This window comes from Comamonas sp. CMM02 (assembly GCF_014851485.1).
GTDB classification, from domain to species: domain Bacteria; phylum Pseudomonadota; class Gammaproteobacteria; order Burkholderiales; family Burkholderiaceae_C; genus Comamonas; species Comamonas avium.
Map to the genome: position 1 here is coordinate 655,085 of NZ_JACUZW010000001.1, position 18,286 is coordinate 673,370.

Below are 18,286 nucleotides of genomic sequence, written 5' to 3' on the forward strand. Positions count from 1 at the left end.
TCAAATAATCGGCTCGTGCACGGTGACCAACTTGGTGCCATCGGGGAACGTAGCTTCCATCTGGATATCTGGAATCATCTCGGGCACGCCGTCCATCACGTCTTCGCGCGTCAGCACGGTGCGACCTTCGCTCATGAGCTGGGCCACGGTCTTGCCGTCGCGAGCGCCTTCCATCACAAAAGCACTGATCAAGGCGACGGCTTCGGGGTAGTTGAGCTTGAGACCACGGGCTTTGCGCCGCTCGGCCAGCAAGGCAGCGGTAAAGATGAGCAGCTTGTCTTTTTCGCGGGGTGTCAGTTCCATGGCGTGATCGGGTGCAGTGCAAATGGGCGACAGCGCCCTGCACAGTCTCTGCAAGAGCCGTGCCAGTGCCGGCCTGGGCGCTAGCTTGGTGCAGGGGTGCTGCCTTGATTTGGTGCCAGGGTGCTGACCGCAGCTGGCGGCCCCGTTTTTATTGGTGCGCAGTGCGGCCAAAGCAGTGCAGTCACACCGGCTATCGGTTTATGTTGCACCGCCATGGGGATTGCATGGTGCGTGGCCCAAAGTGGCACATGGCTTGCAAAGGGGGCATTGAGACCGCTGGTGTGTACCAGTGGAACCCATCAACCAGCCCTTTGAGGAGCACTTTCCATGAACCAGCGTCGTTTCACTTTGAAAACCCTGGCTGCCAGCGCAGCGGTTGCCGGATTTGGTTTTGCGGGTTTGTCCGCCCAGGCTGCGGACACCATCAAGGTGGGGGTGCTGCATGCGCTGTCGGGCACGATGGCGATTTCGGAGACCGCGCTCAAGGACATGGCGCTGATGACGATTGAAGACATCAACGCCAAGGGCGGTGTGCTGGGCAAGAAGCTGGAGCCCGTGGTGATTGATACGGCCTCCAACTGGCCGCTGGCGGCGGAGCAAGCCAAACAGTTGATCAGTCAGGACAAGGTGGCAGTCACCTTTGGTTGCTGGACTTCGGTGTGCCGCAAGTCGGTGCTGCCGGTGTATGAAGAAAGCAATGCGCTGCTGTTTTACCCAGTGCAGTACGAAGGCGAAGAGCTGAGCAAGAACGTGTTCTACACCGGCGCGGCACCCAACCAGCAGGCCATTCCTGCGGTGGAGTACCTGATGGGTGAAGACGGTGGTTCGGCCAAGCGCTGGGTGCTGCTGGGGACCGACTATGTGTATCCCCGCACGGCCAATAAAATTTTGCGCGCCTTCCTCAAATCCAAGGGTGTGGCAGACAAGGACATCATGGAAAGCTACACCCCGTTCGGGCATAGCGACTACCAGACCATCGTGGCAGACATCAAGAAGTTTGCAGCCGGTGGCAAGACTGCCGTGATCTCCACCATCAATGGCGACTCCAACGTGCCTTTCTACAAGGAACTGGGTAACGCAGGCATCAAGGCGACCGACGTGCCCGTGGTGGCTTTCTCTGTGGGTGAAGAAGAGCTGCGTGGCCTGGACCCCAAACCGCTGGTGGGCCATCTGGCTTCGTGGAATTACTTCATGAGCGTCAAGAACCCCACCAACGAAGCGTGGATCAAGCAGTGGAGTGCCTACGCCAAGGCCAAGAAGTTGCCCGGTCAATCCACCAAACCTTTGACCAACGACCCCATGGAAGCCACCTACGTAGGCATCCACATGTGGAAGCAGGCGGTTGAAAAAGCCAAGTCGCTGGAGGTGAACAAAGTCATTGCAGCCATGGCGGGCCAGACCTTCAAGGCACCGAGCGGCTTTACGCTGACCATGGATGCCAAGAACCACCACCTGCACAAACCTGTGCTGATTGGCGAAATCAAGGCCGATGGCCAGTTCAACGTGGTGTGGAAAACCAAGGCGCCCGTCAAAGCCCAGCCCTGGAGCCCCTTCATTGAAGGCAACGACAAGAAAAAGGACGAACCAGAAAAGAAGTGACGCAGCGCTGAAATGGCAGACGCGAGGTGTGCCTCCAGAGGCTGCCATTTCAGCGAGCAGGGATGCGCGTTGTGCAACCCGGTTTCTTTTCAGGGGCCCGCCCTTGCTGAGGCGGGCCGCTGGCCGATTGGATCGCTTATGTTTTTCCTCCTTTTGCACAGACTCAGGCCATGGCTGGGGGCCGTTGTGGCTGCCATGGCGCTGAGCCAGGCACCCGCCCATGCCCTGACGGCAGAGCAAGCCTTTGCCATGGCCGACGGCGACAACAACAGCCGCATTGCCGCCATGCAAGATGCCGTTGCAACGGGAGATGTCACCCGTGTGGCCGATTTTTTGAATGCCCTGCGCGATGGGCAAGTGCAATACGGTGCAGGCCATGCCTTCATTGTGCGCGGTGATCAAGCACTGGATCCGGTGACAGGCAAGGCCACAGAACTGCCCGAAGGTGTGGACGACGCCAGCACCAACAACCGCATGCGCCGTGAAATTGGCAACGCACAGGCAGCGCTGAATTTGTTTGTGGGCAATGACAGCGAACGCCTGAGTGCGGCCAGGGCCATGCTCCAGGGCGCAACGCCGCAGCGCCTGCCTATGCTGGACAGGGCGCTGGCCAAAGAAAGCAGCGAGGCCGTCAAGGCAGAGCTGGAAATGGCCCGCTCTGCGGCCTTGCTGGGCAGCAGCAACGCTGCTGAACGCACGGCTGCCGCCGCCTTGCTGGCCCAGCGGGCAACGCCTGCCACACGCCTGCTGCTCAGTGAACAGCTGACCCAGGAGCAAGACGAGAAAGTGCAGGTGGCACTCAAGCGCGCGCTGGCAGAAGTCAATGACAAGCTGGCCTGGGGCGAGCGTCTGGGCGTGGCCTTTACCGGCATCAGTCTGGGCTCCATCTTGCTGCTGGTGGCGCTGGGCCTGGCCATTACCTATGGGCTGATGGGCGTCATCAACATGGCCCATGGCGAGCTGATGATGATTGGTGCCTATGCCACTTATGTGGTGCAAGGCGTTTTTCGCACCTATGTGCCAGAGTTTTTTGACTGGTACTTGCTGGCTGCTGTGCCTGCATCGTTCATGGCGGCGGCTCTGGTCGGGGCCATCATGGAGCGTGGTGTGCTGCGGTTCTTGTATGGCCGCCCGCTGGAGACACTTCTGGCCACATGGGGTATATCGCTGGTGCTGATGCAGCTGGTGCGTACCTTTTTTGGTGCGCAAAACGTGGCCGTAGAAAACCCGGTGTGGATGAGTGGCGGCTGGCAGGTGCTGCCCAACCTCACGCTGCCGCTCAACCGCTTGATCCTGATTGTTTTTGCCTTCGCCGTGCTGGCTGGGGTGGCCTACATCATTGCCAGAACACGCCTGGGCCTGTTTGTGCGGGGTGTCACGCAAAACCGCCCGATTGCGTCGTGCATGGGGGTAAATACCGCGCGGGTAGACACCATGGCGTTTGCGCTGGGCAGTGGCATTGCCGGTCTGGCCGGCTGCGCCTTGAGCCAGGTGGGCAACGTTGGACCTGACCTGGGCCAGAGCTACATCGTGGATGCGTTCATGGTGGTGGTGCTGGGCGGGGTTGGCCAGCTGGCGGGCACGGTCTACGCCGCTCTGGGGCTGGGCATTCTCAACAAGTTCCTGGAAGGCTGGACCGGTGCGGTGCTGGCCAAGATTGCGGTGCTGGTGTTCATCATTGCTTTCATCCAAAAGCGCCCCCAAGGCATTTTTGCGATGAAGGGGCGCAGTGCAGAGGCCTAGATGAAACACCCCCTGAGCCGCTTACGCGCCTTCCCCCTCAAGGGGGGCGACAGCCTCGCTGCGGGGCGGCCCTGGCTCGCTGTCTCTGGCGAAAACGGGCGTTCTCCTAAGCCCTGCGAAGGATCACAGTTATGAATGCTTCAACAACGTTGAAATCGAATGTGTTTGTGCCAGTCTTGACATTGCCCGGCCGCAAACCCTTGCTCACCAAGGCCGGCTGGTCCGCCTTCATGGTGGCGCTGATCGTGGTGTGCGCGCTGGCACCGGTGCTCAATCTGTGGGTGGCCGAAGGCAGCGTGTTTCACCTTTCGGACTACGCGGTGCGCCTGCTGGGCAAGATCATGTGCTACGCCATCTGTGCGCTGGCCATGGACCTGATCTGGGGCTACACCGGCATCCTGAGTCTGGGGCACGGGCTGTTCTTTGCTTTAGGTGGCTACGTGATGGGCATGTACCTGAGCCGCCAGTCTGCCGGGGCTGATGAGCTGCCAGCCTTTATGGTGTTTCTGGCGTGGAAAGAGCTGCCCTGGTTCTGGGCCCTGTCAGACAGTTTTTTGGCCACCTTCATTCTGATCTTTGCGGTGCCGGGTGTGGTGGCCTTTGTGTTTGGCTGGTTTGCCTTTCGCTCTCGCATCAAGGGGGTGTACTTTTCGATCATCACGCAGGCCCTGACGTATGCGGCCATGCTGCTGTTCTTTCGCAATGAGACGGGCTTTGGCGGCAACAACGGCTTTACCGATTTCAAGCGCATTCTGGGCATGCCACTGGCTACGCAAGAAATGCGCATGGCGCTGTTTGTCATTACGGGCTGCACATTGCTGGGCTTTTTTCTGCTGGCGCGCTGGCTGGTGCGCAGCAAGTTTGGCCGGGTACTGCAGGCCGTGCGCGATGCGGAAACGCGTGTCATGTTCTCGGGCTACTCGCCGCTGCCCTACAAGCTGACCATCTGGGTGATCAGCGCCATGATGTGCGGCGTAGCGGGGGCGCTGTATGTGCCGCAGGTGGGCATCATCAACCCGGTGGAAATGTCGGCAGCCAGCTCGATCGAGATTGCAGTGTGGACGGCGGTGGGAGGGCGGGGCACATTGGTGGGGCCGATTGTGGGGGCCTTTGCCGTCAACGGCGCCAAGAGCTGGCTGACCGTGGCCGCGCCCGAGTTCTGGCTCTACTTTCTGGGTGGCCTGTTCATTGTGGTGACGCTGTTCATGCCCCACGGCATCGTGGGTGTGGTGCGCAAGCTGCGCAGCAAGCTGCAAAGCAACAAGAAGGCAGGTGTGGCATGACCCCGGATCTGCTGGAAGCGGGCGCAACCCGCATGCGCACCGCCGCTGTGAAGGCTGCGCAAAACACCGAATCCGGTGGGCGCAGCGCCAGCATGGCGCGCATTGCAACCCCGGGTGAAGTCGATGTCACCCACGGGCGCATCTTGTATCTGGAAGACGTGCATGTCAGCTTTGATGGTTTCAAGGCCATCAACGGTCTGAACCTGGACATTGCCCCGGGCGAGCTGCGTTGCATCATTGGCCCCAATGGTGCGGGCAAAACCACCATGATGGACATCATCACCGGCAAGACACGGCCCCAGAAGGGCACGGTGTTCTTTGGCTCCACCATCGATTTGCTGCGCCATAACGAGCCGCAAATTGCGCAGCTGGGCATTGGCCGCAAGTTCCAGAAACCCACGGTGTTTGAGCAGCTGACGGTGTTTGAAAACCTGGAGCTTGCCCTGAAAACGCACAAGGGCGTCAAACACTCGATGTTCTTCAAGCTCAGCAGCGAACAAGGCGACCGGCTGGCACAGGTGCTGCACACCATCCATCTGGCGGGCAGTGTGAACCGCATGGCGGGTGAGCTGTCGCACGGACAAAAGCAGTGGCTGGAGATTGGCATGCTGCTGATGCAAGACCCCAAATTGCTGCTGCTGGACGAGCCCGTGGCGGGCATGACCGATGACGAAACCGCGCGCACGGCGGAGCTGTTTCTGCGCCTCAAAGGCAAGCACTCGCTGATGGTGGTGGAGCACGACATGTCCTTCATCAACACCATCAGCGAAAAAGTAACCGTGCTGTGCGAGGGCAGCGTGCTGGCTGAAGGCACGCTGGCACAGGTGCAGGCGGACGAACGCGTGATTGAGGTGTATCTGGGCAGGTAGGCCAAAGGGCTTTTCCTGTAAATAAGGTAGCTGCTATCGCTTGTACGTAAACAGTTTCAGATATTTTTCATTCTGAAAACTAACGTGCATAAGCGATAGCAGCTATTAATATTGAAACAAGCGCAGCCATGGGGGCTGTTTGCGCAGGCTCTAGCTGCGCTGGAGACCAGAAATGCTCAAAGTCGACAACCTGCACCAGTACTACAGTGGCTCGCACATCTTGCGGGGAGTGAGTGTGACGGCGCAGCCGGGCAAAGTCACTGTCTTGCTGGGGCGCAACGGTGTGGGCAAGACCACGCTGCTCAAAAGCCTGATGGGGCTGGTGCCCATCAAGAGTGGCGCCATCGAATGGAAGGGGCAGCCCATCCACAAACTCACACCGTATGAGCGTGCGCGCCGAGGCATCGGCTTTGTGCCCCAGGGCCGGGAGATTTTTGGCCGCCTGACGGTGGAGGAAAACCTGCGCATGGGGCTGGCCTATCAAAGTGGCAGCACACCCATTCCACCAGATCTGTACGAGCTGTTTCCTGTATTGAAGCAAATGCTGCATCGCCGTGGTGGTGACCTCTCTGGTGGCCAGCAGCAGCAACTGGCCATTGCCCGTGCGCTGGCCCCCGCGCCGGGGCTGCTGATTCTGGATGAGCCCACCGAAGGCATTCAGCCCAGCATCATCAAAGACATTGGCCGTGTGGTCCGCATGCTGGCCAAAGAGCGTGGCATGGCCGTGCTGCTGTGCGAGCAGTACTACGACTTTGCCGAGGAGCTGGCTGACGCATATGTGGTGATGGAGCGCGGCGAAGTGATTGCCGCCGGGCCGGGCGCTGAGATGCAGGACAAGGGCATTCAGAAGCTGGTGGCAATTTAGCAGGCCTCATGCGGCCCTCACAGCCGTGGCGGCGTGCATCGGATTGCGCCATTCATTTTCGTTGTGCTGACCGTGCTTAGTTGGTGTGGTGCTGGCGGAAAAATGCCCACTCTTCGATCTCGCGGCCGTCTGGCAGCACGCACATTGCGTGTTCGCCCAAGGCGGTTTTCACCATGCGCAACTTGCCGCCCTGCTGTATGCAAAACACCGAAGCTGGGTTGGCCATGCCCACTTTGGGCGGCGCGCCAGCCGGGGCTGGTGAAGGGGCGGGTGGATGGCTGCAGGCGCTGACCAGCAAAGCGGTAGCAGCCAACGTTGTGCTTTTTTTCATGGGCGTATGGGCTGTGGGGTGTGCACAGCATAAAAGCAAGGCCGACACGAGCGCGTGTCAGAGGGCCTTGTCTGCCTGTCAGCATGAAGACCTTTTAACACCGCGCCCTTGATACGTCGTTGCTTGGCCTGTCGTAGCGCCTGTGCTGCTTGTACTGACTGTGCTGCCTGTACCGACTGTGGCTTCGTGCTGCGTTTCCAATGCAAATCAAGGATTTGCTGGGTGGCGTTAGCTGCGCTTAGCGCCGGGGCATGGAGGTTTTTCTTTGCGACAAAGCCTGCTGGTAAAGCGGCATGACCTTGGGGACATAAGCGTCCAGCGCTGCAATGCGGTCGGCACCGGCGGGGTGGGTGCTGAGAAAAGAGCTGCCCTGGCTGCCGCCGCTGATTTGCTGCATCTTCTTCCACACCGACGATGCGTTGCGTGGGTCATAACCTGCGCGCGCCATGAGCTCCAGTCCAATGATGTCGGACTCCAGCTCCATCGCGCGTGAGTTGGGCAGGTGCACCAGCATTTGCGAGCCGGCATCCATGATCTCGCCGGGCATGCCGGTGGCGGCAGCGACGGTGCTGGTAATCAGGCTGGAGAGCGTTTTTTGCGAAGCTTGTTCGCGCGAATGCTCGCGCAATGCGTGCGCAATCTCGTGGCCCATGATGGCGGCCAGCTCATCGTCGGTGAGCTTGAGCTTTTGCACGATGCCGGTATACACCCCGATCTTGCCGCCCGGAGCGCAGAAGGCGTTGATGGCATCGGACTCAAACACATTGATTTCCCAGGCCCAGTTTTTGGCGTCAGGGCGGAACACGCCGACATGGGCAATCAAGTCATTGCCAATCCTGCGCACGCGCTGCGTCATGGCCGCATCGGTGTTGAGTTTTTTCTTGGCCTGAGCGTCTGCGGTCAGCTGCTGAAAGCCCTTGGCCGCTTGCGCGTTGATGGTGTCACTGGAGACAAGCATCAGCTGGCTGCGTTGCAGCCCGATAGCCCCCGAATTGGTGGTGCTGGCACAGCCTTGCAAAACCGCTGCAGTCAGCAAAGCACTGCCAATGCGCAGCAGCCAGCGGGGAGCCATTTCAAAAGCCATGTTTAAGTTCTTCAAGATGCGTCCCTACCAGAAACAAAAAATCAAACGCAATTGAATCACAGGCGTGGTCTTGCCACAAATGTGCGGCCAGCCAGCGCCGGGACGTGAAAAAGCCGTATTGCACGGCATGCAATACGGCTTGAAGCGATGGATGAAAGAGGATTACTGGATATTCAGCGTCACTGTCTTATCGACAGGCTGAAGGCGCTGCAATGTCAGCGTCAGCACACCCAGCTCCAGTTTTGCGCTAGAGGCTGCAGCATCAATCTTGTGCGGCAACTCCCAGCTGCGGCGTACCTGGCGGGGCGCATCTTCTACGCTGCTCAAATGCACCATGTTTTCTTCAATACGCAATTGCAGTTGTTCGCGGCTCAAGCCTGGTACGTCCACCGACAGCACGGTCGCTTCGTCGCTGTGGCTGACCTGAAAGTCTGCATTGAGCTGCTTGGACGCGTGCGTGGCGGCTTTCAAAAAGCGTTGCAGCGCTTCATCGGGACGGGTGACGTTACGGATGATTGGTGTAGCGAGAAACATGCTCAAACTCCTTGTGTAAAGGGCGCTGTCTGCGCCTGGATGCTCCCTACATGTCATCGCCCAGCGATTTTTCAAGAGAATTTTTTCAAGAATAAATTTTGTCTAAAACACTTGAAAAACTGCCAACTGTCTTTATTGCGCACGCATTGGCGGTACATGGGCAGGGGCAGGTCATTGCGGTGAATGCTGCGATCGTGGCCTCAGGCAGGCTTTGGGCAAGCAGGGCAGGGTCCGCCATCAGGCTGGGTCGGGGGTGTCACTGGCGCACTGCAGAAATTGCTGAATCCAGCGGCTGTGGGCAGACGCTCGCATCCACAGCAGGCCCACTTCGCGGCCGCTGGCTTCGCGTGAGGCGGTGTGCGCAAGTGCCAGTGCCCGTATGGACTTGCCCCGGGTGAGCGCATGGCCAATGTCAGGCACCAGGCCAACCCCCAGCCCTTGCTCGACAAGCATGGCAATGGCCAGTACGGAGCTGATCTCAAACCGTTCCTGGGGAGTGATGCCTACCGCCTTCAGGTAATCATCGGCCAGTTTGCCGCCGCCCAGGCGCCGCTCATAGCGCACCAGCGGCTGCGTACGCAATAACTCCAGAGGGTCGCGGTGTGCCAGTGCTGCCGGTGCCAGCACCACCAAAGGTTCATGGCGCAGGCCGTGCCAGAGCACGGATTTGGGCAGATCAAATGCGGGTTTGAGGCACAAGGCGGCATCCAGCTCGGTTTGCAGCAGCGCGCTGTACAGCTCAGGCGTCAGTCCGGTGCGGATATGCACGCGTACGCGGGGGTGGGTGTGTGTAAAGCGGCGCAGCATGTCGGGCAAAAAACCGTGCAGTGCCGTATTGACACTGCCCAGACGCAGCACGCCGGTATCTTCTTCAGACACCACGTGATCGCGTAGCTCGTGCAGGTTCACCAGGAGGCGCTGCCCCTTTTCATACAAGCGCTGGCCGGCTCCATTGGGGCGTACATTGCGCCCCTGGCGCACCAGCAGGACGCAACCCATCTCTCCTTCCAGAACCCGCATTTGCTGTGCAATGGCTGCGGGGCTGAGGTGCAGTTGCCGGGCCGCTTCGGACATGGATCCGCAGTCCACTACTTTCAAAAAATTGTAGATGTATGAGGTTTCCATTCAACACATTTTCTTAAAAATGATGAAAGTGTAGGCCAGTTGGTTTCTCGGGTGGGAACATCGAAACTGCAGGCTAATGGATAGGCACAACAAGGAGACAAGCATGAACAAGCCTCAACCCCAGAGCCTGGGTGCAATGATGAAACGCCGCCAGTGGCTGCAGTCTGCTGCAGGTATGGCAGCGTGTGCGGTGCTGCCTGCATGGTCGCAGGGGCGCAGCAGTGCCAGCGGACGTCTGGTCGTACCTTTCGCGCCGGGTGGCGGCAATGACGTGTTTGCGCGCCAGCTTTCACATGGCCTGTCTGAGGCATTTGGCTACAACATGATTGTGGAAAACAAGCCCGGCGCTGGTGGCAATCTGGGCACTGAAATGGTGGTGCGCGCCAGCCCTCAAAGTGAGACCTATCTGCTCGGCCATACCGGCACGGTGTCGATCAACCCCGCCCTCTACAAGGGCCTGAAATTCAACCCCACCACCGATTTGCAGCCTGTGGCCATGTTCGCTTCGTCGGCCTTGCTGCTGGTGGTGCCCGCCAGCTCTCCCGTGCGCAACGTGGCCGAGCTGGTCAAGGCCTTGCGTGAAAAGGGCGAGGCGATGAACTATGCCTCCAGCGGTTCGGGCTCTGGCGGACATCTGGCAGGTGAAATGCTGGCATTTATGCTGGGTGTGAAGGCCACGCACGTGCCTTACAAGGGAACGGCCCCTTCTCTCAACGATGTGGCAGGCGGCCTGGTGGACTTCAGCTTCAGTGTGATTCCTGCGGCACAGGCGCTGGTCAAGTCTGGCAAGCTGCGCGCACTGGCAGTGACCAGTCTGCAGCGCCATGGACAACTGCCCGATGTACCCACCGTGGCTGAATCAGGTGTGGAGGCGCTGGCCAAGTTTGAGAGCACGCTCACCTATGGCGTGCTGGCACCCAAGGGCGCTGCTGCCAGTACGGTCAAAAAACTCAGCGATGAGATTTTGCAGGTGGCTGCGCAGTCTGCTTTCCAGTCCAAACTGGGGGTGGAGGGGGCCGTGCCTTTGCTGGGTGATTCCACGGCGTATGCCAAGAAAATTCAGGAAGAAACCCGTAAATGGGATGCCGTGATCAAAGCATCGGGTGCATCGGTATAAATTTCAGCATAACAAGCGCAGCCATGGTTTTTGCATCGTCTTCTTTAATGAGTGCCTATCTGAATCCGCTGCCGCAGGTGGAGCTGTTCAGTGACAGGCAGTGGATAGATGCCATGCTGCGTTTTGAAGCACAGCTTGCCATGGCACAGGCCGAATGTGGTCTGGTTCCGCAGGCGGCAGCACAGGCCATTGCTCAGGCCTGTGCATCAGTTGCGCTGCATCCAGAGTCGCTGGCTGCGCAGGCGCGCCAAACCGGGGCGCTGGGCATGGCGGTGGTTGCCCCTTTGCAGCAATGGCTGCAGCGCCATGCCCCCGAAGGGCTGCCCTGGCTGCATTGGGGCACCACCACCCAGGATGTGGTGGACACCGCCAATGCCATGCTGACGGTCCATGCCCTTGAGGCTTTGCAGCGGCAATTAAAGGGGTTGCAGCAGTCATTGCTGCACATGGCCCACGAGCATGCAGCCACGCCAGTGCTGGGACGCAGTTTGCTGCAGCCCGCGCAAATCACCAGTTTTGGCTTGAAGTGCGCACAAACCGCAGCGGCTTTGGGGCGCAGCAGCGCGCAGTTGCAGCGGCTGGCCGCACAGGCGCTGTGTGTGCAGCTGGGCGGGGCTGTGGGCAATAGCGCTGCGCTGGGTGGCGATGCCATGCGTGTGGAGCAGGCATTGGCACGCCGCCTGGGGCTGAAGGCCTGCGGCTACAGCTGGCATACCCAGCGCGATGACTGGATGCGTCTGGGCATGGAAGTGGCGGTGTGCGGTGGAAGCCTGGCCAAACTGGCCAAGGACTGGGCCTTGCATGCGCAGTATGAAGTCGGTGAGCTGTGTGAGGCTGCGCGTGGCATCACCTCCAGTGCCATGCCGCACAAGCGCAACCCCGTGCATTGCCTGCAGGCCCTGGCACAAACCAAGGCCGTGCCGCAACTGGCGGCTACCTTGCTGGCGTGCATGGACCAGGCGCACGAACGTGCACTGGGTGAGTGGCAGGCCGAAGTGGTGCACTGGGCACAGCTATGGACGCATGTGCATGCAGCTGCGGCTGCTTTGTGTGCGGCTGCGCAGGGCATGCAGGTGCATGCACCGCGCATGCAGGCGCATATCGACAGTTTGCAGGGAGTGGTGTTTTCCGAGCAGCTGGCGCAGGTGATCTTGCCCTTGCTGGGCAAAGCCGAGGCGCAGGCCGCTGTGGCACTGTGCGCGCAGCAGGCTTTGCAGCAAGGCCAGCCTTTGCCCGCATTGCTGGTGGCTTACCTCAAAGCGCAGGGACATGCTGTCAGCCAGGCACTGCATGCCCAGCTGCATGCAGCGGCAGATGTCCAGGCTGCGGCGCAGGCCTCTGCCTTGCGCTGCCATGAATTACTGACACAGATGAGCAGCGCAGGCCAGCCCGCGCCACTGAACGAAAGCATTGCATGACAACAGCACCATCGCTAGACAGTTTGCAGCAAGGGCTGCGCAATCGTCGCCAGGTTTTGGGCGATGCCTGGGTTGAGCAATCGGTCAGCAACGCCAACGCGCTCAATGTCGAGTTTCAGCGTCTGATTACGTCTTACGCCTGGGACAGCATCTGGAGCCGCCCCGGTCTGGATCGCAGAACACGCCGCATCATGGTGCTGGCCACAACGGCTGCCATGGGGCGCTGGGAAGAGTTTGAACTGCATATTCGCACCGGCTTGATGGCCAACCCCCAGCAGGCCGATGCAGCGCCGCTGGACCTTGAAACGATCAAGGAAGTGCTGCTGCAAACCGCCGTGTACGCCGGAGTGCCTGCAGGCAATACCGGCATGGCGATCACGCTGAAAGTGCTGCGCGAGCTGGGGCGCGAGCCCGAGAAAAGCAGTTTTTTCCCGGCACCCTGAGTGTTCGCCACAGGCCGTCTGCCTGTGCAGTCGCTTACATTGACCAGATGCGTGGCGCCGTCCCCGGCAGTTGCCAGTGCTCTTGGCGCCAGCACACGCGCACTTGTTGCCACAGTTGCATCAAGGGTTCCACCACTGGTGCCAGGCCACGCAGTACCAGCATGTGCGCGTTGGGTGCGGTAACGCCGCACCACTGGCCCTGGGGGTGTGCATCCAGTACGGCGCGTGTGGCGTCCAGCAAGTGCTCGCGCTGTGTGCGCGTCAAGGCAGTGCCGCAGGCCAGCAGCATGCTGCCCATGCAGCGCTGGCCAGCCAGCCCCAGGGGGCTGTCCATCAGGTAGGCATCATCGGCACGCACGGTGCCGTGCTCCAGCCAGTGGCCTGGCCACTGCATGTGCTGGGTAAAACGGCCTTGCACAAAGGGCTCGCTGGCGTGGGGCAGGCCAAAGGCGGTGATGTCCCAGGCCATCAGTTCAGCGCCTTCGGCCACATCCATGTGCAGCAGGTTGTGGGCATCGCAGGCGTTGTAGGCCAGTGCTTCCAGCGGCAGCCATTCCAGCCGCGCCCCGGCCTGCAGCCTGAGGTGGGTGCGCTGGGTAGCAGGTTCGCCACTGGATTTGTAAAAACGGGTGGCACCGGGCGTGGTGACCAGCGCATGGGCATGGCTGCCCACTTGCACCGTAATGTCCAGCGTGTCGCCGCTGACCAGACCGCCAGGCGGGTGCACCAGCACGTTGTGGCACACCGCGTCTCCCTCGGGGTAGAGGCTGCGCAGTACACGCAAGGGCCCATCGTGGCGGAAGTGCACGCGCGAGCGCCCTGCACTGAGGGAGTAGTTGAGATCAAGTTGAGCAAGCCAGGCCATGCGCTCAGACAAGCAAGAAATGCGCCCAATGCACCAAGCTGGGGCGTGATGCAGTAAAAAAGGCTGCAGTTTGCGGGGTGGTGCCAGCCGCTTTTCAAGGGGCAAGTGCTGCGCTTACAGATCCGTGTTGCTGGAGCTGGCGTTATCGGCAGCGGACAGCCAGCTGTCCTCATACACGGCCAGGGCTTCGTCCACCAGACAGGGGCCAGCGCATTCCACAGGCTCGGTGGCGCTGGCAAAAATATCGTGGCAACTGAGGTGAATGGGTCGCAGGTCTGGCCGGATGTGCTGCAAGCGCTGCCAGTCCAGCCCATACACCACACGGCGCACACCTGCTGAGCAAATGGCGCTGGCGCACATGGCGCAGGGCTCTGCGCTGGAGTACAGCGTGGCTGCGGCAATGACGTCGGCAGGCAGGCGTGCTGTGCCAATCTGGCGCACGGCATTCATTTCTGCGTGGCCTGTGCTGTCACCTGTTTCCTGAGTGTTGCTGAAGGCCTCGGCCAGGATGCGCCCGTCCGCCGTCACGATGATGGCGCCGAAGGGGCGATTGCCCCGTATGCGCGCTGCGTTGGCCCAGACAAAAGATTGCCGTAGCCAGTGCGCGTCGAAGTTGCTGAGCGGCTGCTCGTCTTCGGGGGGCATCTGGTTGGAATGGGTGTTGGACTGAAAGAAATGGGCTTGCATGGGCGGGCCTTTCCTGCATGCTGGGTGGGGCCACAACACGCTGACCGGGTGGTACAGCGTGCGTTCGTTGATGGCAAGCTTCAATGCACAGGCCGTGCCAAAGCGGGTGGGAATTTGTAGGTCAGAGGATGGGTGATTTGTAAGTTGATGTGAGCTGGCGCGTGGGGTGGAGAAAGAAGAGGCATTGATGGCCGGCGCTGCATTCAAAAACAGGGGCTGACAACGCCGCTTGATCCAGGACCCAGCGTTTGAATGCGATGGAGAAAACCCAGATGGAGATTGGACAGAGATGGTGCAGCGCTGTATGGGCAGGGCGCAGGGCATAAAAAAAGGCCTGCACAAGGCAGGCCCAAGTCGAGGATAGAGAAGATCAGCGTTGCTCCATCAGCAACGGGCGATCAGTGGTTGTGTGAGCTGCGGTGTGCCCATGCGGTGGTGCGTTTTTCTACCCAGCTGAACAGCTCGTACATGGCCATGGCCATGGCACCCACGACCAGCAAGCCGGCAAAGGCCAGACCCATTTGCATGGATGAGCCGGCCGAGATCAGCAGGTAGCCAATACCTTCGTTGGCGGCCGTCATCTCTGAGACGGTGGTGCCCACAAAAGCCAGCGTAATGGCCACCTTGAGCGAGCCGTAGAAGTAAGGCAGCGAGCGGGGCAGGCCCACTTTGATCAGCACATCCCAGCGCTTGGCACCGAGCACGCGCAGCACATCTTCCAGCTCAGGCTCCAGCGTGGCCAGGCCGGTGGCAATGTTGACGGTGATGGGGAAAAAACTGATGAGAAACGCTGTCAAGATGGCCGGGCCTACCCCAATGCCAAACCAGACCACCAAGATGGGGACGAAAGCGGCTTTGGGCAAGGCGTTGAAAGCGGTCATCAGCGGGTAAATGGCGGCATAGGCCAGGCGTGAGCTGCCAATCAGAAAGCCCAGCAGCACGCCCACCACAATCGCAATGCCAAAGCCTGCCATGGTCACCCAGAAGGTGCGCCAGGCGTGGCCAGCAATCACGCTGTGGTATTCCATGAAGTCCTTGAGGATGAGCGCAGGACTGGGAAAGATGAAAGGTGAGACCTGAAAGGCGGAGCACACCACCTGCCACAGCACGATCACGGCGAGCAGCAAAATCCAGGGCGACCAGCGCTGCAGCTGTTTGTTGTTGAGCTTGTACATGTTCAATGGCCTGCGGCTTATTGGTTGATGACGGCGCCGACTTTGCGCATGGCACCGATGTGGCCGCGCAACTCGTGCACGATGTCGGTGAATTCCTTGGTGTACGTCAGCTCCAGGTCACGCGGACGGGCAATGTCGATATCACGGCGCACCACGAAGCGGCCGGGGCTTTTGCTCATCACATACACGGTGTCTGCCAGAAAGACCGACTCGCGCAGGTCGTGGGTAACCAAGATGACGTTGAATTTCTGTTCCGCGTGCAGGTCACGCAAGATGCACCACAGCTCTTCGCGGGTGAAGGCATCCAGCGCACCAAAGGGCTCATCGAGCAGCAGCATCTTGGGCTCGTGAATCAGCGCCCGGCAAATGCTGGCGCGCTGCTGCATGCCGCCTGAAAGCTGCCAGGGGTACTTGTCTTCGTAGCCACCCAGTCCCACTTTTTGCAGCAGATGGCGTGCGCGCTCCACGTATTCTTTGCGGCGAGCCTTGAACTGGGAGCGGTGGGGCTCCACGATCTCCAGTGGCAGCAGCACGTTGTCCACCGTGGTGCGCCAGGGCAGCAGCGACGGCGACTGGAAGGCCATGCCGGAAATCTTCAGCGGGCCGGTGACCGGCTGGCCATCAATCAAAATTTTGCCCATCGAGGGCATGCGCAGGCCTGTGGCCAGCTTCATGAAAGTCGATTTGCCGCAGCCCGATGGGCCGACGATGGCGATGAACTCGCCTTGCTTGACCTTGAGGTCAATCGATTCGACGGCAAAGTGATTCTGGGCCAGCAACTCATCGTTGTAGGCCAGCCAGACATCACGGAAATCAACAAAATTGGGTTCGGCAGCGCTTTGCATGCGGCTCCATCAGTGGGGCAGCCAAGCGCAGGGCCTGGCTGCCGGGTTGCACAGAGGCTTTACTTCTTCGGGAAAACGTCCAGCTGCGCTGCACTGGGCAGGAAGCTGGCGTTCCACACAGCGGCGGGATCGATGCGGGTCTTGGTGCCAAATGCATCAGACACTTCAGACGCCATCAGCGACAGGCGGCCCGATTCCAGCTTGCCAAAGCCTTCCTTGCGGGCATCGGCACTGGCAACGACGGTGTCAATGGCCAGCTGCAGGCGGCGTGTTTCCAGCGCCGCATTGGCGATGCCGTCGCGTGCCTTCACGTATTCAATCGATGCACCGGGGTTGGCCATGACTTCCTTGGCACCCTTGGAGAAGGCGGCCAGAAACTGCTTGATGGCTTCGGGGTTTTCCTTGATCAGCTTGGGGCTGGCAATGATCACGTTGCCGTAGTGCTTGACGCCGTGGTCGGCGTACTGCAGCACCACCACGTCGCTGGCCTTGGCGCCACGGGCTTCCAGATTGAGCAGGCTGGTGAAGGTAAAGCCGGTGATGGCGTCAATGTCGCCGCGCACCAGCATGGTTTCACGCAGTGGGGGGTCCATCGATGTCCAGGTCACGTTTGCAATCTTGTTGGCCTTGGCAAATACGGGAAAAGCCTTGCGACCGGAGTCAAACACGGGGGCACCCAGCTTCTTGCCGCTCAGATCGGCGGCAGTCTTGATGCCACTCTTTTTGAGTGCCATCACAGCTGCGGGCGTGTTGTTGTAGACCACCATGACGCCCACGGGCTTGTTGGGTGCATCAGGGTTGTTGGCGTGAAACTCCATCAGCGAAGCCATGTCGGCAAAGCCCATGTCGTAGGCACCCGAGGCCACGCGCTGCACCGCGCCGCCAGAGCCATTGCCAGCGTCCACGCTCACATCCAGGCCCGCTTGCTTGAAGTAGCCCTTGGCCACAGGCTGCAGGAAGAAGGCTGAAGGGCCTTCAAAGCGCCAGTCCAGCTGGAACTTGATGGGCGTGTTTTGAGCGTGGGCAATGCCAAAGCTGCTGGCCAGAGCCAGTGCGGCGGTTGCTTGCAAGAAGCGGCGTTTTTGCATGGGGACTCCTGGTGACAAGGTGGTCAGAAATTTCCGCAACCTGCTGTGTGGTGCAAGGTTGGCGACTTTCGTAACGACAGTGAGCAAAAGTTGTGCCTGCTTTTTGTATGCAGTTTTTGTATGGTGTTTTTCGCCATCTGCGCAAGCTTGGTGCGCCCCTGTGCTGCTTTGCACCAAGGTGACTGCTGTCGGGGTGCAATACGGTGAAAATGCTGCATTGCAACAATGCACGTTGCGCCTTTTTGGACCTTGGCCATGGCCCGCATTCAGCTTTCAGACTTTGATGATTTTGTTTTTGCCACTGCGTTGCAGTGCCCTGAGGCGCTGCATCCTGGTGCACATACCGACAACGTGCAGTTGCTGCAACTGGCATCGGCAGCGCGGTTTCGGTTTTTTGAATGGCTGGGCTACCGCGAAAACAATGTCGAGGGCGTGCAGATTTTTGTGGGCGATCAGGCGGTGCAGTACAAGGCCGAAGCTTTTCCCCAGCAAATGGTGGAAGTGCACATGGCCGTGCGGGACATGGCAGCCAAGGGCTTTGATCTGGCGTACCGGCTGGTGGATGCCGAAAGTGGCGCGCTGATCACGCTGGGCAAGATTGGCGTGGTGTGCGTACACCGCGAAAGCAAGCGCCCGTGCGCCGTGCCCGAAGTGCTCAAGCAGCGCCTGGCCCAGCTGGAGCCACTGCTGGCATTGGCTGCATAAAAATAGTGGTGCCATAGCTTGCTGGGTGCGTCGTTGCTTTGCCGGCTGTTCGTCTGCACTGCCTGCACTGGCTGAGGCCTTGCGCCTGTCTTGAGCGTCAACCAGAGTTTTACCGGGCGAGCTTTGCGGCTCCTGGTGCACAAGCATTCATAGATACAAAGGTGTGAAAACCTTGGCGGATACGCACAGGGCGCTTCTTTTAGCTGC

General features: G+C 60.0%; 19 protein-coding genes. 9 read left to right on the forward strand and 10 right to left on the reverse strand.

Features of this window, described 5'->3' with window-relative positions:
• Positions 1-303: an urease subunit gamma gene (locus IB213_RS02970; protein WP_191723383.1), complete on the reverse strand. Its 303-nt coding sequence runs from the start codon at positions 301-303 to the stop codon at positions 1-3.
• Between the two features lie 327 nt (positions 304-630).
• Here IB213_RS02970 and urtA point away from each other — a divergent pair, with 327 nt between their 5' ends.
• The 5 genes from urtA to urtE all read left to right on the forward strand — a co-directional run bounded on the left by urtA (position 631) and on the right by urtE (position 6,662).
• Positions 631-1,902, forward strand: coding sequence for an urea ABC transporter substrate-binding protein (gene urtA, locus IB213_RS02975; RefSeq protein WP_191723384.1), 1,272 nt, complete (start codon positions 631-633; stop codon positions 1,900-1,902).
• Positions 1,903-2,040: 138 nt separating this feature from the next.
• On the forward strand, positions 2,041-3,645 hold the full coding sequence (gene urtB, locus IB213_RS02980) for an urea ABC transporter permease subunit UrtB (RefSeq protein ID WP_370551146.1): 1,605 nt from the start codon (positions 2,041-2,043) through the stop codon (positions 3,643-3,645).
• A gap of 131 nt (positions 3,646-3,776) precedes the next feature.
• Positions 3,777-4,928, forward strand: coding sequence for an urea ABC transporter permease subunit UrtC (gene urtC, locus IB213_RS02985; protein WP_192405347.1), 1,152 nt, complete (start codon positions 3,777-3,779; stop codon positions 4,926-4,928).
• A complete protein-coding gene (gene urtD / locus IB213_RS02990; protein WP_192405348.1) occupies positions 4,925-5,797 on the forward strand; it encodes an urea ABC transporter ATP-binding protein UrtD in 873 nt (290 codons plus the stop codon). The genes urtC and urtD overlap by 4 nt, the downstream gene beginning before the upstream one ends.
• A gap of 172 nt (positions 5,798-5,969) precedes the next feature.
• Positions 5,970-6,662: an urea ABC transporter ATP-binding subunit UrtE gene (gene urtE, locus IB213_RS02995; protein WP_191723387.1), complete on the forward strand. Its 693-nt coding sequence runs from the start codon at positions 5,970-5,972 to the stop codon at positions 6,660-6,662.
• 76 nt (positions 6,663-6,738) lie between these two features.
• Here urtE and IB213_RS03000 read toward each other — a convergent pair whose 3' ends face one another.
• The 4 genes from IB213_RS03000 to IB213_RS03015 all read right to left on the reverse strand — a co-directional run bounded on the left by IB213_RS03000 (position 6,739) and on the right by IB213_RS03015 (position 9,736).
• Positions 6,739-6,993, reverse strand: a complete 255-nt coding sequence (locus IB213_RS03000) for a DUF333 domain-containing protein (RefSeq protein ID WP_191723388.1) — start codon at positions 6,991-6,993, stop codon at positions 6,739-6,741.
• 238 nt (positions 6,994-7,231) lie between these two features.
• Positions 7,232-8,092, reverse strand: a complete 861-nt coding sequence (locus IB213_RS03005; protein ID WP_225214133.1) for a M48 family metallopeptidase — start codon at positions 8,090-8,092, stop codon at positions 7,232-7,234.
• Positions 8,093-8,239: 147 nt separating this feature from the next.
• A complete protein-coding gene (locus tag IB213_RS03010; RefSeq protein WP_191723389.1) occupies positions 8,240-8,611 on the reverse strand; it encodes an Hsp20/alpha crystallin family protein in 372 nt (123 codons plus the stop codon).
• A gap of 237 nt (positions 8,612-8,848) precedes the next feature.
• The gene (locus tag IB213_RS03015; protein ID WP_192405349.1) at positions 8,849-9,736 is read right to left on the reverse strand and encodes a LysR family transcriptional regulator; all 888 of its coding nucleotides are present in this window, start codon (positions 9,734-9,736) and stop codon (positions 8,849-8,851) included.
• 103 nt (positions 9,737-9,839) lie between these two features.
• Between IB213_RS03015 and IB213_RS03020 the strand changes: the two genes are divergently transcribed.
• Genes IB213_RS03020 through IB213_RS03030 form a run of 3 tightly spaced genes read left to right on the forward strand, consistent with a single transcriptional unit; the run spans position 9,840 to position 12,714 of the window.
• Positions 9,840-10,853 carry a tripartite tricarboxylate transporter substrate binding protein gene (locus IB213_RS03020; RefSeq protein WP_225214134.1) on the forward strand — a complete coding sequence of 338 codons (1,014 nt, stop codon included), beginning with the start codon at positions 9,840-9,842 and terminating at the stop codon, positions 10,851-10,853.
• Positions 10,854-10,876: 23 nt separating this feature from the next.
• On the forward strand, positions 10,877-12,271 hold the full coding sequence (locus IB213_RS03025) for a lyase family protein (protein WP_225560933.1): 1,395 nt from the start codon (positions 10,877-10,879) through the stop codon (positions 12,269-12,271).
• A complete protein-coding gene (locus IB213_RS03030) occupies positions 12,268-12,714 on the forward strand; it encodes a carboxymuconolactone decarboxylase family protein (RefSeq protein WP_191723391.1) in 447 nt (148 codons plus the stop codon). The genes IB213_RS03025 and IB213_RS03030 overlap by 4 nt, the downstream gene beginning before the upstream one ends.
• A gap of 34 nt (positions 12,715-12,748) precedes the next feature.
• Here IB213_RS03030 and IB213_RS03035 read toward each other — a convergent pair whose 3' ends face one another.
• From IB213_RS03035 to IB213_RS03055, 5 genes are all read right to left on the reverse strand, one after another.
• A complete protein-coding gene (locus tag IB213_RS03035; protein ID WP_192405350.1) occupies positions 12,749-13,579 on the reverse strand; it encodes an urease accessory protein UreD in 831 nt (276 codons plus the stop codon).
• 114 nt (positions 13,580-13,693) lie between these two features.
• Positions 13,694-14,266: a nucleoside deaminase gene (locus tag IB213_RS03040; protein ID WP_225560934.1), complete on the reverse strand. Its 573-nt coding sequence runs from the start codon at positions 14,264-14,266 to the stop codon at positions 13,694-13,696.
• A 398-nt stretch (positions 14,267-14,664) separates the two neighbouring features.
• Positions 14,665-15,441, reverse strand: coding sequence for an ABC transporter permease (locus tag IB213_RS03045; RefSeq protein ID WP_192405351.1), 777 nt, complete (start codon positions 15,439-15,441; stop codon positions 14,665-14,667).
• Positions 15,442-15,458: 17 nt separating this feature from the next.
• Positions 15,459-16,286 (reverse strand): ABC transporter ATP-binding protein, encoded by an 828-nt coding sequence (locus IB213_RS03050; protein WP_191723394.1) that lies wholly within the window; start codon positions 16,284-16,286, stop codon positions 15,459-15,461.
• A gap of 59 nt (positions 16,287-16,345) precedes the next feature.
• On the reverse strand, positions 16,346-17,374 hold the full coding sequence (locus tag IB213_RS03055) for an ABC transporter substrate-binding protein (protein ID WP_192405352.1): 1,029 nt from the start codon (positions 17,372-17,374) through the stop codon (positions 16,346-16,348).
• Between the two features lie 255 nt (positions 17,375-17,629).
• Between IB213_RS03055 and IB213_RS03060 the strand changes: the two genes are divergently transcribed.
• The gene (locus tag IB213_RS03060; RefSeq protein WP_191723396.1) at positions 17,630-18,079 is read left to right on the forward strand and encodes a thioesterase family protein; all 450 of its coding nucleotides are present in this window, start codon (positions 17,630-17,632) and stop codon (positions 18,077-18,079) included.
• Positions 18,080-18,286 lie beyond the last annotated feature (207 nt).